This window comes from Lentzea aerocolonigenes, from assembly GCF_000955955.1.
GTDB classification, from domain to species: Bacteria; Actinomycetota; Actinomycetes; order Mycobacteriales; family Pseudonocardiaceae; genus Lentzea; species Lentzea aerocolonigenes_A.
In genome coordinates this window covers 1-13,793 of sequence record NZ_JYJG01000118.1, presented here as the reverse complement: position 1 = coordinate 13,793, position 13,793 = coordinate 1, and the positions used below count along the sequence as shown (strand labels likewise).

Below are 13,793 nucleotides of genomic sequence, written 5' to 3'. Positions count from 1 at the left end.
GTGCTTGTAGACCGCTCCGACCTCGAACTCCTCGTAGTACCGACCGAACTGCACCGCGCCTCCAACTACGTGTGATCGAGATCTGTCCCAGGTGGGGAGACAGTCTTCACACGGAGGGAGTACCCTCGGCAACCGGTGTGTGAGGATTTCCACCACCAGTGACTTCGCCCCGAGGAGGTGAGGACCCCTAAATGAGCAAGGACCCCCACCCTGCCAGTACCAAGCGCGTCCTCACCGAGGTGGCCTGCTAGATCGTTCTAGTTCGCTGAGCTTTCCCCCGGTAGGGACGCCCGTCGTGCTTTTCGTGCACTTGAACGACGTGTGGCCCTGGAGGAACTCACCATGCCCAGCTTGCCCTCGATCCGCGGACGCGGCGCCCAGCAGCGCCCCGCGCCGCACATCTCCGTGCCGTTGTCGCACTACGTGGTCGACTGCGCGGTCTACATCGACGGCAAGCGCTTGCCAGGCCGCTGGACGCACATCGACGCCGTCAAGGAAGTGCGCAAGCGCAAGGACGGTTTCGTCTGGATCGGCCTGCACGAGCCCGACGCCGAGCAGATCGAGGGCATCGCGGAGACGTTCGGCCTGCACGAGCTCGCCGTTGAAGACGCGGTGCACGCGCACCAGCGCCCGAAGCTCGAGCGGTACGACAACACGCTGTTCATGGTCTTCAAGACCGTCCGCTACGTGACGAACGAGTCCCCCGACACCGCCAACGAGATCGTCGAGTCCGGCGAGATCATGGTGTTCCTGGGCAAGGACTTCGTCATCACGGTGCGGCACGGCAACCACTCCGGCCTGTCCAAGCTGCGCCACGAGATGGAGGACGACCCGGAGCGCCTGGAGATCGGTCCTTCCGCGGTGCTGCACGCGATTTCCGACCACGTCGTCGACAACTACCTCGAGGTGACCGACCACATCGAGGACGACATCGACCGCATGGAGGAGCGGGTCTTCGCGCCGCGCACCGAGGTGAGCGCGGAGCAGATCTACATGTTCAAGCGCGAGGTCGTGGAACTGCGCCGCGCGGTCATGCCGCTCGCGAACCCGTTGCGCCGCTTGGCAGAGGGCTACACGCCGCTCATCCCCGAGCAGGTGCGGGCGTTCTTCCGCGACGTCGACGACCACCTCACCGAGGTCTCCGAGCGCGTCACGGCGTTCGACGAGCTGCTGACCACGCTGGTCGACGCGGTGCTCGCGAAGATCACGCTGCAGCAGAACACCGACATGCGCAAGATCACCGCCTGGGTCGCGATCATCTCCGTGCCGACCATGGTCGTCGGCGTGTACGGCATGAACTTCGACTACATGCCCGAACTGAAGTGGAAGTTCGGCTACCCCTTGGTGATGTCGCTCGTCCTCATCGCCTGCCTGACGCTCTACCGAATATTGCGCCGAAATCGCTGGCTGTAACTCCCGATTTCGCTCGCTTTGTTCGTGGTAGAAGGGCTCTGTCATGACCAGATTGCTGACCAACGTCCGGTTCTGGATCCTCGCGTTCCTGCTCTGCTGGATCACCACCGTGTTCGTGCTGATCTCGGGGACGCCCTGACGTGTACGAGCGGCTGACGAACCTCAGGTTCTGGCTGCTGGTGTTCCCGGCCGGCTGGCTGGCGATGGTGTTCGTGTGCATCGCGGCGTGGCCGGATCCGGGCGCGCCGACCCCGGACGAGCTGGCTGTCGACGTCACGAACGCCTTGCGGGCACACGACTTCCACAAGCTGCAGCCGTTGCTCGCGGTCGGCGGCGAGGACGTGGCGCGCTCGACCGTCGGGCAGTTCACCGCGGCGGACGTGGACCGCGGGCTCTACCGCGACGGCGCTGTCGTCGTGGAGTTCACCCGCGCCGGTTCGCACGGCGATTTCCGGTTGCCCGTCGAGGAACACGACGGGCGCTTCGTGGTGAACCCGGTCGTCATTCCCAAGGGGTGACGTTCCAGGTGAACGGCGCGCCGTGGCCGCTGCCGTACCCGAGGTTGAACGAGAGCCCGGCCGGCCAGAGCTTGAGCAGCAGCTCGAACCGGTAGCCCTCCTCAGCGTCGTCCGACCTTCGCGACTCGAACACCAGCAGCGCCAACGGTGTCGTGGGCGTCGCCTTCGCGGCGGCGTCGGCCAGCACGGCCCGTCCCATCGCCCGGTCGGCGGGCGAGACGTACTGCCACACCACGGAATGCCACACGACGGTGAGCACATCGCGTTCGGAGCGGGCGAGCTGTTTGGCAAGCCATTCCGGGCCTGCTGAGCAGTCCACCTTCACCGGGTCCGTTGCGGCGAGGTCCAGCGCGTCTCTCAGGCGGTTCAACCGGTCGACCTGGTCCGCCCAGACGAACGAGGTGAGGTGCAGCCGTCCGTCCTCTGTGGACACGTCGACCGGGGTGAGGTCGCAGCCCGCTCTGCCGACGACGCGCAGCCGGTGGCTCAGGTCGGCGGGAGGCCTGCCGGTCCACTGCGGGTCGAAGACGAGAACACTGCCCGGGTCGCCGAGCACGGTGCCGTCGTCGAGCCGGTAGCCGACGTGGTGCGGACGCAGGTTGAGCCCGCCGCTCGCGCCGACCTCCAGCAGCCGGACGCAGAACGGGACTGTGCGGCCGGCGGCCTTCGCGGCTTCCTGAGCGGCGACCATCAGGCCGCCGTAGAGGGGTGCGCTGCGGGCAGGCTCGTTGGTCTGCACGGTCGTGGCGCTGATCCGCTGCCTGAGCAGGTCCGCGTGCTCGTTGAGAACGGGCAGCGCGTCTTCCCACAACGTCTCGAGGTCGGGCTGGCCTCCGACGGACGGGTAGTGCTTCGCGAGCCCTGGCGCACGGCCTTCGAGCACGAGCCGGTGCACGGCGCCCGCGAACCGCAGACCGGGCATGGTGCCGTCCCGGTCGCGCTGGGAGCCCGCCATGATCTTGGTGGTGACGCCGCCTCTTCTCAGGTCTTCGGCCGCGTCCTCGATGAGTCGTCTGGTCAGCGGACTGCGGTCGCGGGGCGCCCCCGCGTCCGCGGCGAACAGCTCGGCAAGCACCCCGTTGACGCTAGTGGGCGCACTGTCCCGCGTCATCTGGGGAAAGCTTGATTACGCTGGCTTTCATGCCTCGGGTCCTGGCAGTCGCGGACGAAGTGGTCGAACAGTTGTGGACTGATCAGGTGCATGCGCATGCGGGCGTGGACCTGATCGTGGCGGCGGGCGACCTGCCGTTCGACTACCTGGAGCACCTGGCCAACGCGCTGGACAAGCCACTCGTGTTCGTCCCGGGCAACCACGACGCCGATCTGTCCGGCTATTCGAACGTGCGCGGCCTGTGGACCAAGTCGGGCATCCCGGTCCGCTGGCCAGGTCCAACCGGTGCGGTGAACGCGGACGAACGCGTGATCGACGTCGCCGGCCTGCGCATCGCCGGTCTCGGTGGTTCGATCCGCTACAACAAGGGCCCGAACCAGTGGACGGAACGGCAGCAGGCTCGCCGCGCCCGCCGGGTGTCCCGGCTGGCGGGTTGGCGCAGGCTGCGGGACGGACGTGGCGTGGACGTGCTGCTGACCCACTCGCCCCCTCTCGGCTGCGGCGACGAACCGGACGCGCCGCACCGGGGGTTCTCGTGTTTGTCGTCGCTGGTCTCGCGGTTGCAGCCTTCGTTGCTGCTGCACGGCCACATCCATCCGCACGGTGTTCCTCGGCCGGACCGCGTGCTGGGCTCCACGCGCGTGGTGAACGTGGTTCCTTGGAAGGTGCTGGACATCTCGGGGGTTCGCGATGAGACGTGACACCGGCTTTCCCGTTGCCGACGCGGAGAACGATTTTTTGAGGGCGCGGCGCCGCCAGGTGATGTCGCGGCTGGCGGCCTGGCTGCGCCGCGAGCCGGACGACGTGAACATCATGCTGCCGTTCCACGAGGTCGTGGACGCCCTGGGCATGGTGTCCGAGAAGCGCCTGGGCCTGCAGTCCATCCGGCTGGACTCGATCGTGGGCAGCGTCGATCGCACCCGCGACTTCGACCGCCGCTTCCGCCCGACTTCCGGCCGCGTCCGCGAGCGCTGGCAACGCCTGGCCCTGGCTGCCCGTCGCGGCGAGAGCGTGCCGCCGATCGAGGTGTACCGGATCGGTGAGCTGCACTTCATCGTCGACGGCCACCACCGGGTGTCCGTGGCGCACGCTCTGGGCCTGTCGGTGATCGACGCGTACGTGACACAGGTGATCACCCGGATCAACTCCTCCGGCATCCGGTACCGCGGCGACCTGATCGTGAAGGACTACCGGCGCCTGTTCCTCGAGCGCGTGCCGCTGAACGGCGAGGCCCGCGCGGCCGTCGTCCTGTCCGACCCCTGGGACTACGCCGAACTGGGCGAGCACATCGAGGCCTGGGGCTTCCGGCTCTCGCAGGACTCGTGCACGTTCCTCGACCGGTCGGAGGTCGCGCGCAGGTGGTACTCGGACGAGTACAAGCCGGTCGTGGCGATGCTGCGGCAGGCTGACATGATCGGCGACCGCACCGAGACCGAGGCCTACATGTGGGTGGCGGCGGAGCGCTACCGGCTGATCCGCACGCACCGCTGGGACGCCGAGGTGATCAACGCCGTGCGCGAGGAAACCCAGTCGCACGCCCGAGGCCATCGCGGTTAGCGTGCGCCGGTGCCCGATCTTGTGACAGACCGCCTGATCCTGCGTCCGTGGGACGCACTCGACGTCAAGGCCGTGGTGGAGGCCTCGCGCCAGCCCTCGTGGGCCGACGACTTCCCCGCGGAAGGCGACACCGTCATCGCCGGTGTGATCGCGGAGAACCCGGCCTGGCTCTCGCCGTTCGGGCACCGGCTGATCATCGAGCGGGCCACGTCTGAAGTTGTGGGGTCTCTGGGCCTGTTCTGGCCTCCTTCCGATGGTCGTGTCGAGATCGGCTACGGCGTGGTGCCGTCGCGCCAGGGACGTGGCTACGCCTCAGAGGCAGCCGCCGCGCTGGCTTCCTTCGCGCTGGCCTCGGACGAGGTCCACACCGTGCACGCCAGCGTCGAGCGCACCAACCCGGCCTCCGCACGCGTGCTCGAGAAGGCGGGCTTCACCCAGTACGGCAGCACCGACGAACTGCTCAGCTACGAACGCCGCTGACCGGCCCGAACTCACGCTCGAGCACCTCCGGCCAGTCACCGGCGGCCAGGCCGCCGTTCATCAGCACGTCGCGCCAGTCCACCGCGCTCAACTCGACGGCCTGCCACAACCCGTCGACGCTGCCCTCGGCCATCAGCACCAGGGCGGCGTGGACGCGCTCCACGTCCTGGTTGCCGGTCTCGGCCAGTGCGAGGGCGGCAAGAGCCTCGGACGCGCGCTCACCGAAGTCCCGGCCGACCCGCGCCGCGATGCGCTCCGACACGGTCATCGCGGCACCACCCGCGGGCCGTCCGGCGTGTCCGGCAGCGGCCGCGCCTGGTCCAGCACCTCGTCCGTGTACTTGTCGAGCAACCGGGTGCCGATCTGTTGTGCGTAACCGAAGATGACCGCCCACAGCAGCAGAGCCGCGGCCGACGGTATCCCGATCAGCCCGCTGGTGACACCGGCTCCCAGAGCCAGGATCCCGACCACCGCCAGTGCCGCCCCGAGCATGATCTTGATCAGCGCCTGGTAGCCGATCATCACGTACGGCGAGAGCGATGGCCGGCGGCGTAAGAGCAACACCACCGCGGCCAGCACCGCCCCGAACGAGCCGAGCACCTGCACCAGCCACACGTCCACACCGGACGCCTTGGTCGTGCCTCCCGGGCAGACCGTCGGCAGCGCGTTCTCCTTGGGGTCGACGCAAAGCGGGATGATCCCGGGCTTCACGATGCCCACCACGCCCAGAACTGTGTTGATCACGAACAACACCAGCGACGCCGCGATCAGCTTGTTGCGCAACGCCCGCGAGCCGGCGTGCGCGAAGTCCGAGTTGTCGTAAGCGGCCCGCAGCGCGTCCACCACGATCGCCCGCTCCACCGCCGGCGTGAACTCCCCCGGCCGCAACGCTTCCAGAGCCCGGCGGCGCGGATCGTCCTCGTCGAGGTACTGCGCCACCCGTGCCTGCAACCCCGGCAACCGCCCCATGAACCCGCGCTCGGCCGAGATCGTCGCCACCTCGGCCTCGTGCAGCGCGCGCCAGGCCCGTTCGATGTACCAGCCCGACCACCACGACGGCACCATGCTCCACCACGGCTCCCGGTCGCTGAGCATCGCGTCGACCACCGCCGCCTGCTCCGCCGCCGTGCGCCGCCACACGTCGCCCTCGGGATCGACGGGATCGGACGGCCCGAGCGCAGCAAGATCCGCGCGGACCCGGTCCAACCGGGACTGCACGACGAGTCGCCAGTCGGTGACTCTGGGTTTGCGCTCAGTCATGCCCCGATGGTGACAGGAGGGTCTGACAATTTCCGCAGCCATCCGTGTGACGTGCGAAAACGTCACCCGAACACCTCAGCGAGTGATCGACTAAGCTATTCATAAACTTGCGCTTATATACGCCTTTAGTTATGTTCAGCGCCGTGGACGTCTTCGAAGCCGTCGCCGAACCCAACCGCCGCCACCTGCTGGGCCTGCTCGCCGAACGCGACCGAACCGCGGGCGAGCTGGTCGACAGCCTGCCGACCCTGACCCAGCCGGCCGTCTCCCGACACCTCCGCGTACTCAGAGAAGTGGGCCTGGTCGAGGTCAGACCAGACGGCCAGCGCCGCATCTACGCGCTGAAACCCGATGGCCTGCAACGCATCGACGACTGGATCACCCCGTACCGGCGCTTCTGGCGCGACCACCTCGCCGCCCTGCAACAGCACCTGGAGAACCGATGAACGACCTCGGCACCGTGTCCCTGAACGGCAACCTCGCCACCCTCAGCTTCGAGCGCAGGCTGCCGTTCCCGATCGACCGCGTCTGGGCCGCCATCACCGACCCCGCAGAGCGCGCGCAGTGGTTCGGTACAACACACATCGCGGACGGCCAGATCGTCATCGAGCCCGAAGACCCGCCCGCCCCACCGGAGGCCAAGCGCGTCACGGGGCGCATCCTCACCTGGCAACCGCCGACGAACGGCCACGCGGTCTTCGAACACGAGTGGCAGCAACGAATCGTCGAGGACAGCGTGGTGCGCTACGAGCTCAGGACCGACGGCGACGCCACGCTGCTGACCTTCACCCACCGCGGACTGTCCGAACGCAACGCCCTCGGCTTCGTCCCCGGCACACACGCCTTCCTCGACCGCCTCCGAGCACACCTCGACGACGAGGAGTTGCCGGGGTGGAGCGAGCGCTACGCCGAAGTGGCACCGAACTACCCTGCCTGGAAGTGACCGCTCACATCCACTTGCGAGCGTCCGGATCCCAGACGTCCAGGACATCTCCGCCCGCCAGCGGATCCACGAACTCGATCACGGCGGCGACCACGTCCCCGAAGACGTCCGGCAAGTGGTCGGCATCCGGTCCGAGTCGCTTCTTGAACGCCGCGTAGGCCTGCTGACGCAACCCCGCGAGATCACCGATCACTGTCGACAACGGCTGCACGTCGACTCCGCGGTGACGCGTCGTGGCATCCAAAGCCAACCGCACTGACTCGTAAGACACGGCCTGCTTGCCGGTCAGCGTGTAGAGGTCCACGTAGTCGCGGACCCTCGTGTTCGCCTCCCGGAGCGCGATGGCAGTGCTGGTCTTCTCCGCCAGGACGGTCTCGATCGGGTAGCCGAGCACGGGCACCGGAGCAACCCCGAGCCGCTGTGACGGCAGATTCAGCAGTTGGGGTGAAGGGGTCACCGGGTCGCCGAAGTTGATGTCCAGCTTGAGTTTCACGCTCGCGGTGGAGACGCGGCAGTCCATGCTGATTCGAACACCTGCGTAGAGATCGTCGTCGCGAATCGACTGCGACGTGGTCGTCCCGACCAGGAACTCCACGCCGTCCTCGGGATCCAGTTCGACGCCGGCGATCTCCACGACTCGCGCGACGACGGACTCCTCGTCGTTGGCGAGGTTCCGAGCGAGCAGGTCCGCGTCGGCGGTCGGCCGTCGCGCGTCGAACACCGCGAGGAGCACGCCTCCCTTCAACACGAAGTCGCCCGCGTGAGGGGAGGCGGCGAGGCGGGCCAGCCACCTCTCCAGCACGTACAGCGTCTGCAGTTCCTGGGTCGGGCGTCGCTCTCGGCGCGCCCGGTTCTGCAGGTCCAGGTAGGCACGGCCACCGGGTGTGGCCTTGGTCGGCCGGCTCACTCAGCGATCACCGCGTCCACGGCAGCGCGTACGGGCCCGAGAACACCGAGCTCCCGAGCGAACGCGAGCACCTGTCCTGGGCGGGCGCCACGCCGCAGCAGATACCGGCGCAGGGCCGAGAGAGCGAGCGGCTCACCCAGCCTGCCTCTCAGCCTCATCAGATCGACGACTGTCCTTTCCGGGTCGTAAATGCGAACGGTCTCGCCCGGCGCCGCCTCCACCTCGGTGAGCCCCAGGTGGAATGTCGTGGCGCCGAAGCGGAAGACCTCGGTTGGCGGGTAGTCGATGCGAGGCGGCCGTTGACCGCGCTGAACCGCGATCTGGATCTCGCGGGGGATCTCGTCGGTGAGGTCGTGGACCTCAGCCGAGGACACGCAGCACACGACAGCGAGCGGCGCCCGCATCGACACCGCGAGCAGGTCAGGCCAGGTCGGAGCCGGCGCGTCCGCCTTGCGGAAGACACCCCTGGAGAGCTCGAGCAGTTCGCCCTCGTCCCGAAAGCGGTAGAGGTCGCGAAAGTGCAGGCCGGCCTCGTTCGCCGATCTCGTGGTGAACGTGTCCGGCAACGCCTCCAGGGTTCCCATGGATAGAAGTGTTACCAGGCCTGGCCGATCTGGCAACACTTCTATCCACTGGAGCTAGGCGGTCTGCGGCGGTTCCACCAGCGCACGGAGCCGGGGAGGCATCCTCTTCTCCAACCCGTACGGTTCGAGGTGGGCCTGCAGCACGCCCGTGAACGCCCGCTCCACCGAAGCGGTGTCCCAGTTGTCGCTCTCCAGGATCGGCTGCTTGAAGTACGGCTGCCCCACGATGTGCAGCTGGCGGCCGTTGCAGCGGATGACCTGGCCGGTGATGCCCTCGGCGCGGTCCGAGAGCAGGAACAGCACGAGCGGCGCCACCTTGCCCGGCGTCCGGTCGGCTGGAATGGCGCGCAGGGAACGTTCCGACTTCCACACCATCCGCGTGTGCGCGACCGGGCACACGGCGTTCACGCGGATGCCTTCAGACTCCAGGTCGAGCGCCCACGAGTAGCTCAGCGAGGCCACCGCGCCCTTGGTCGCCGAATAGGTGGCGAGTTTGCGCTGACCGAAGGAGGCGCCGGACGAAATGTTGATGATGGATCCGCCGCCGAAGCCGCGCATCGCCCGCATCGCCGCGATTCCGACGTAGATGACACCGAGGACGTTCACCTCGACGACGTGCTTGATCGTCTCGGGGTCGTCCTCCCACGGCGCGGTCTCGTAGTTCAGTCCCGCGTTGTTCACGAGTCCGTCGATGCGGCCGAATTCGTCGACGCACAGGTCGACGATCTTGGCCGCCTCGCTCGGGTCGGCGACCGTGTGGCTCGAGGCCACGGCGCGGCCTCCGTAGCCGCGGATGTGCTCCGCGACCTGTTCGGCCAGGTCACCGTCGTTGTCGTTGACCACCACCGATGCACCCGCGAGGGCAGCGTGCATCGCGTAGGCCTCGCCCAATCCGCGACCCGCCCCTGTGATGACGACCGCTTTTCCGTCCAGGATCCCCATTGCACGCTCTCTCTCATCACTCGGCGGCGGTTCCCCGGAACCCCCCTGTGGTCCTGTACCCGCCTTCGTCAAGCGTGCGGACGAACCGAAGCGGCGCAGAAGATGTTTCGATGAGACGTCGCTGCCGAGCGCCCAATGGCGAACCGAATTCGGCCCGGCAGATGGCCCGGACTAATCAGCCCCTCGGAGCACAGGCCTTTAGCCCTAACCCGATCGAGTGACAAAGAGAGGCCGCCTTCCCCGTGCGGGGAAGGCGGCCGCCAAAACGAGAATTCACCGTTCCGTGTAAGTCAGGTTCCTGCCGCTGGACGGGTCGAAGAGCTGCACCTTGTCCGCGTCGAACCAGATGTCCGCCGAAGCACCCTCGGCAGCACCCGACGCCGACGACAGCCGCGTCACGAGCGAGATGCCGTCACCCGGCACGTCGTCCGATCCCGCGTCCGCCGCCAGCTCCTGGAGCTCCGCCGACGCCGCCTGCTCGCCGGTGAGGTTGAAGTAGGCGTACTTGTCCGAGCCCATCGACTCCAGCACGTCCACCTGCGAGGTGAACTTGCCGCCCGACGACAGCGCCGCCGCGTCGACCAGTGCCGCGTCCTCGAAGTGCTCAGGACGGATGCCCATGATCACCTCGCGGGGCGCGTCGGCGCCCTCCACCAGCTGCCGCACCCGGTCCGTGAGCGTCACGTCGCCCAGGACCGACCGCAGCGAGCCGTTCTCCAGCGACGCCGGCACGAAGTTCATCGACGGCGAGCCGATGAAGCCGGCGACGAAGAGGTTGGCCGGGTGGTCGTAGAGGAACTGCGGGGCTCCGATCTGCTGCACGACCCCGCCGCGCATGACCACGACCCGGTCGCCGAGGGTCATCGCCTCGGTCTGGTCGTGCGTCACGTAGACGGTCGTCGTGCCGAGCTGCTTCTGCAGGCGCGACACCGAGGTGCGCATCTGCACGCGCAGCTTCGCGTCCAGATTGGACAGTGGTTCGTCCATGAGGAACGCCTTGGGGCTGCGCACGATCGCGCGGCCCATCGCCACCCGCTGCCGCTGGCCACCGGACAAATTGGACGGTTTGCGCTCAAGATGTTGCATCAGGTCCAGGATCTCGGCGGCCTCGCGCACCTTGCGCTCGACCGTCGCGTTGTCGACCTTGGCCAGCCGCAACGGGAAGGCCATGTTCTCCTTCACCGTCATGTGCGGGTAGAGCGCGTAGGACTGGAACACCATCGCGATGTCGCGGTCCTTGGGCGCCTTCTCGTTGACGCGCTGCCCGCCGATGCGCAGCTCGCCCTCGGTGATGTCCTCCAGGCCCGCGATCATGTTGAGCGTGGTGGACTTCCCGCAGCCGGACGGCCCGACCAGGATGATGAACTCGCCGTCGGCGATCTCGAGGTTGACCTCCTGCACGGCCAACGCGTCGTCGGGATACCGCTTGGTCACCTTGTCCAGAACGATCTCTGCCATTGGTCAACTCACCCCTTGACGGCGCCGGAGGTCAGGCCGGCGACGATCCGGCGCTGGAAGAACAACACGAAGAGGATGATCGGGATGGTGATCACGACGGCCGCCGCCGCGATCGACCCGGCCGGGTCCTCGAACTGCGAGCTGCCGGTGAAGAACGACAGCGCGACCGGCACCGTCCGCGACGACTCGGTCGAGGTGAGCGAGATCGCGAACAGGAAGTCGTTCCAGCAGAAGATGAACACCAGGATCGCCGTCGTGAACACACCCGGTGCGGCCAGTGGCGCGATGACGCGACGGAACGCCTGCCCCGGCGTCGCACCGTCCATCTTCGCCGCCTTCTCGAGCTCCCAGGGGATCTCGCGGAAGAACGCCGACAGGGTGTAGATCGCGAGCGGCAGCGCGAACGTGATGTACGGCAGGATCAGGCCGGGCCACGTGTCGAAGAGCCCCATCGAGCGCTCGATCTCGAACAACGGCGAGACCAGCGAGACCTGCGGGAACATCGCGATCAGCAGTGAGACGCCCACCAGCAGGTTCTTGCCGGGGAAGTCCAGCCGCGCGATGGCGTAGGCGGCCATCGTGCCGAACACCACGGCGATCGCGGTCGCGATGATCGCGATGCCGATGGAGTTGATCAGCGCCCTGGTGAACTCGGACGTCGAGAAGATGTTCTGGTAGTTCTCCAGACTCCACTCGCGCGGGATGAAGTTGCCGTCCGCCAACGTTTTCGACGACTTGAACGACAGCGACAGGATCCACAGCACCGGGAACAGCGCGTAGATCACGACAACCGCGTTCAGGACACCCCAGCCCCACTTCTTGCCGGTGGTGTCCGCTCCTCCGATGCCTGCCATCAGCGCTTCCCCCCGTCGTCACTGCCGGGGGCAGCGGTGCCGAAGAGCTTGATGAACACGAACGCGATGATCGCCACCATGATGAAGATCAGCACGGACATCGTGGATCCGATGCCGAGGTTCAAGCCCTTGATGAGGTTGTTGTAGGTCAGCATCGACACCGACGACGTGCCCTGCGAGCCCGCGGTGAGCACGAAGAGGTTGTCGAAGATGCGGAACGCGTCGAGCGTGCGGAACAGCAGTGCCACCAGAATCGCCGGCTTCATGATCGGCACGGTGATCCTGATGAACCGCTGCCACCCGCTCGCGCCGTCCATCGCGGCGGCCTTGAGCAGGTCGTCCGGCACCAGCGCCAGACCCGCCATCAGCAGCAGGGCCATGAACGGCGTGGTCTTCCAGATCTCCGCGAGACCCACGACCAGCAGCGCCGGGATCTTCTCGGTGAGCACCGGATCGTTGCCGAGCGCCTTGGCGAGGTAGCCGGTGTCGGGCGTCCAGGCGAAGCGCCAGGAGAACGCGGCCACGACCGTGACGATGCCGTACGGGATCAGCGTCGTCGTGCGGACGATGCCGCGGCCGACCAGCGCCCGGTGCATGATCAGCGCGAGCGACATGCCCAGCACCAGTTCGACCGCGACCGTGACGACGGTGAGCAACACCGTCACCCACACCGCGTTCCACCAGTACGGACTGCTGAGCACGGTGACGTAGTTGTCGAACCAGATCCACTCGGTGCGGTTCGGGAACTTCAGGTCGAACCGCTGCATGGACAGCAGCAACGAGTAGAGGATCGGCCAGCCGGTCACCGCGATCATGGTGATCGCGGCGGGTGCGCAGAGCAGCCAGCCGAGCCTGCGCTCCGCCTTCTTGCCCTCGCTCAGCGCCGCTTTCTTCTTGGGCGCGACGGGTTCCGGTGCCGCTGACGGCGCAGCGTCCTCTGTGACCGCGTGACTCACGGCAACACCCCCTTGGAGTCGAGAGCGTCCTGCAGTTCCTTGCGCAGCCTGTCCGCCGTCGCCTGCGGGTCGATGTTCGCGGGCGGCGACAGGATCGTGGAGATGACGGTCGACGCGTTCTGGTACGCGGGCGTGCGCGGCCGCACACTCGCGTTCTTGAGCGTTTCCTTGATGTCGTCCTTCATCGGGTACGCCTCGGCCATCGCGGGGTCGTCGTAGACGGCCTCGATGGTCGGCGGCACACCGTCCTTGAGCGCGGCGAGCTTCTGATTTTCCGCGCTGCGCAAGCACAACACCGCGTCGAACGACTCGTCCGCGTGCGTGGTGTAGTTGCTGACCGCGTAGTTGATCCCGCCGACGGTGACCTTCGCCTGGTCACCGCTGACCGCGGGGTACGGCGCCCACTTGAAGTTCTTCGCGAAGTCCGGCTTCTTCTGCGCCGCCGCGTAGACGTACGGCCAGTTGAGCTCGAACGCCGCGCTGCCGCCCTCCATCGCGAGGCGCGCGTTGTCCTCGGCCGCGTTGGAGAACGACGGGTCGATCGCCTTCGACGTGGCGAGCTTCTTCAACGCCGCCAACGCTTGTACGGCCTTGTCGTCGATGACGGCCTTGGTGCCGGTCTCGTCGATGATGGTGCCGCCGTTGGAGTTGACCAGGGTGTTGTACAGCACGACGAGCCCTTCGTACTGCTTGCCCTGTCCCACGATCCGGCCGGGCTTCCCCTCCGCCACCAGCGCCTCGGCCATCGAGATCATCTCGTCCCACGTCTTGGGCGGCGTCGGCACGAGATCAGAGCGGTACCACAGCAGC

General features: G+C 67.4%; 17 protein-coding genes. 7 read left to right on the top strand and 10 right to left on the bottom strand.

The annotated features are described in order from the left end of the window. Positions 1-342: 342 nt before the first annotated feature. Positions 343-1,413, top strand: a complete 1,071-nt coding sequence (gene corA, locus UK23_RS18235) for a magnesium/cobalt transporter CorA (protein WP_045312763.1) — start codon at positions 343-345, stop codon at positions 1,411-1,413. A gap of 140 nt (positions 1,414-1,553) precedes the next feature. Further along, complete coding sequence (locus tag UK23_RS18230; protein ID WP_045312761.1) at positions 1,554-1,931, top strand: hypothetical protein; 378 nt, start codon at positions 1,554-1,556, stop codon at positions 1,929-1,931. Here the strand turns inward: UK23_RS18230 and UK23_RS18225 are convergent. Further along, a complete protein-coding gene (locus UK23_RS18225) occupies positions 1,915-3,006 on the bottom strand; it encodes a DUF2332 domain-containing protein (RefSeq protein ID WP_045312760.1) in 1,092 nt (363 codons plus the stop codon). The genes UK23_RS18230 and UK23_RS18225 overlap by 17 nt on opposite strands. Positions 3,007-3,071: 65 nt before the next feature. On the opposite strand from UK23_RS18225, the gene UK23_RS18220 reads away from it, so the two are divergent. Genes UK23_RS18220 through UK23_RS18210 form a run of 3 tightly spaced genes read left to right on the top strand, consistent with a single transcriptional unit; the run spans position 3,072 to position 5,079 of the window. Next, on the top strand, positions 3,072-3,743 hold the full coding sequence (locus UK23_RS18220) for a metallophosphoesterase family protein (RefSeq protein WP_045312759.1): 672 nt from the start codon (positions 3,072-3,074) through the stop codon (positions 3,741-3,743). Further along, positions 3,733-4,599, top strand: a complete 867-nt coding sequence (locus UK23_RS18215) for a chromosome partitioning protein ParB (protein ID WP_045312758.1) — start codon at positions 3,733-3,735, stop codon at positions 4,597-4,599. Before UK23_RS18220 ends, UK23_RS18215 begins: the two co-directional genes overlap by 11 nt. Before the next feature lie 9 nt (positions 4,600-4,608). Next, the gene (locus UK23_RS18210; RefSeq protein ID WP_045312757.1) at positions 4,609-5,079 is read left to right on the top strand and encodes a GNAT family N-acetyltransferase; all 471 of its coding nucleotides are present in this window, start codon (positions 4,609-4,611) and stop codon (positions 5,077-5,079) included. On the opposite strand, the gene UK23_RS18205 is transcribed toward UK23_RS18210, so the two are convergent. Together UK23_RS18205 and UK23_RS18200 are read right to left on the bottom strand one after the other, a co-directional pair. After that, complete coding sequence (locus tag UK23_RS18205) at positions 5,060-5,347, bottom strand: hypothetical protein (protein ID WP_045312756.1); 288 nt, start codon at positions 5,345-5,347, stop codon at positions 5,060-5,062. The two genes, UK23_RS18210 and UK23_RS18205, sit on opposite strands and share 20 nt — an antisense overlap. Further along, the gene (locus UK23_RS18200; RefSeq protein ID WP_156213201.1) at positions 5,344-6,339 is read right to left on the bottom strand and encodes a hypothetical protein; all 996 of its coding nucleotides are present in this window, start codon (positions 6,337-6,339) and stop codon (positions 5,344-5,346) included. Before UK23_RS18200 ends, UK23_RS18205 begins: the two co-directional genes overlap by 4 nt. 143 nt (positions 6,340-6,482) lie before the next feature. Between UK23_RS18200 and UK23_RS18195 the strand changes: the two genes are divergently transcribed. Beyond that, the gene (locus UK23_RS18195) at positions 6,483-6,785 is read left to right on the top strand and encodes an ArsR/SmtB family transcription factor (protein ID WP_045312762.1); all 303 of its coding nucleotides are present in this window, start codon (positions 6,483-6,485) and stop codon (positions 6,783-6,785) included. Next, entirely contained in the window at positions 6,782-7,282 is a 501-nt protein-coding gene (locus tag UK23_RS18190; RefSeq protein WP_045312754.1) for an SRPBCC domain-containing protein, read from the top strand. The genes UK23_RS18195 and UK23_RS18190 overlap by 4 nt, the downstream gene beginning before the upstream one ends. A gap of 4 nt (positions 7,283-7,286) precedes the next feature. Here UK23_RS18190 and UK23_RS18185 read toward each other — a convergent pair whose 3' ends face one another. The 7 genes from UK23_RS18185 to UK23_RS18155 form a co-directional block, all read right to left on the bottom strand. Then, complete coding sequence (locus tag UK23_RS18185) at positions 7,287-8,189, bottom strand: nucleotidyl transferase AbiEii/AbiGii toxin family protein (RefSeq protein WP_045312753.1); 903 nt, start codon at positions 8,187-8,189, stop codon at positions 7,287-7,289. Beyond that, complete coding sequence (locus UK23_RS18180; protein ID WP_045312752.1) at positions 8,186-8,773, bottom strand: type IV toxin-antitoxin system AbiEi family antitoxin domain-containing protein; 588 nt, start codon at positions 8,771-8,773, stop codon at positions 8,186-8,188. The genes UK23_RS18185 and UK23_RS18180 overlap by 4 nt, the downstream gene beginning before the upstream one ends. 54 nt (positions 8,774-8,827) lie before the next feature. Further along, positions 8,828-9,715 (bottom strand): SDR family NAD(P)-dependent oxidoreductase, encoded by an 888-nt coding sequence (locus tag UK23_RS18175; protein ID WP_045312751.1) that lies wholly within the window; start codon positions 9,713-9,715, stop codon positions 8,828-8,830. 273 nt (positions 9,716-9,988) lie between these two features. Next, complete coding sequence (locus UK23_RS18170) at positions 9,989-11,173, bottom strand: ABC transporter ATP-binding protein (protein WP_045312750.1); 1,185 nt, start codon at positions 11,171-11,173, stop codon at positions 9,989-9,991. Between the two features lie 8 nt (positions 11,174-11,181). Further along, positions 11,182-12,027, bottom strand: a complete 846-nt coding sequence (locus tag UK23_RS18165; protein WP_045312749.1) for a carbohydrate ABC transporter permease — start codon at positions 12,025-12,027, stop codon at positions 11,182-11,184. Beyond that, positions 12,027-12,908 (bottom strand): carbohydrate ABC transporter permease, encoded by an 882-nt coding sequence (locus tag UK23_RS18160; RefSeq protein ID WP_231114556.1) that lies wholly within the window; start codon positions 12,906-12,908, stop codon positions 12,027-12,029. Before UK23_RS18160 ends, UK23_RS18165 begins: the two co-directional genes overlap by 1 nt. Before the next feature lie 71 nt (positions 12,909-12,979). Then, positions 12,980-13,793: extracellular solute-binding protein (locus tag UK23_RS18155; protein WP_045312747.1), on the bottom strand; the 814-nt coding region annotated here is incomplete at its 5' end.

What these genes read in the sequence shown, in the direction of transcription:
- corA (WP_045312763.1), top strand. Translation starts at nt 343, where the DNA reads ATGCCCAGCTTGCCCTCGATCCGCGGACGCGGCGCCCAGCAGCGCCCC.
- UK23_RS18220 (WP_045312759.1), top strand. Translation starts at nt 3,072, where the DNA reads ATGCCTCGGGTCCTGGCAGTCGCGGACGAAGTGGTCGAACAGTTGTGG.
- UK23_RS18215 (WP_045312758.1), top strand. Translation starts at nt 3,733, where the DNA reads ATGAGACGTGACACCGGCTTTCCCGTTGCCGACGCGGAGAACGATTTT.
- UK23_RS18205 (WP_045312756.1), bottom strand. Translation starts at nt 5,347, where the DNA reads ATGACCGTGTCGGAGCGCATCGCGGCGCGGGTCGGCCGGGACTTCGGT.
- UK23_RS18200 (WP_156213201.1), bottom strand. Translation starts at nt 6,339, where the DNA reads ATGACTGAGCGCAAACCCAGAGTCACCGACTGGCGACTCGTCGTGCAG.
- UK23_RS18190 (WP_045312754.1), top strand. Translation starts at nt 6,782, where the DNA reads ATGAACGACCTCGGCACCGTGTCCCTGAACGGCAACCTCGCCACCCTC.
- UK23_RS18180 (WP_045312752.1), bottom strand. Translation starts at nt 8,773, where the DNA reads ATGGGAACCCTGGAGGCGTTGCCGGACACGTTCACCACGAGATCGGCG.
- UK23_RS18175 (WP_045312751.1), bottom strand. Translation starts at nt 9,715, where the DNA reads ATGGGGATCCTGGACGGAAAAGCGGTCGTCATCACAGGGGCGGGTCGC.
- UK23_RS18170 (WP_045312750.1), bottom strand. Translation starts at nt 11,173, where the DNA reads ATGGCAGAGATCGTTCTGGACAAGGTGACCAAGCGGTATCCCGACGAC.
- UK23_RS18165 (WP_045312749.1), bottom strand. Translation starts at nt 12,027, where the DNA reads ATGGCAGGCATCGGAGGAGCGGACACCACCGGCAAGAAGTGGGGCTGG.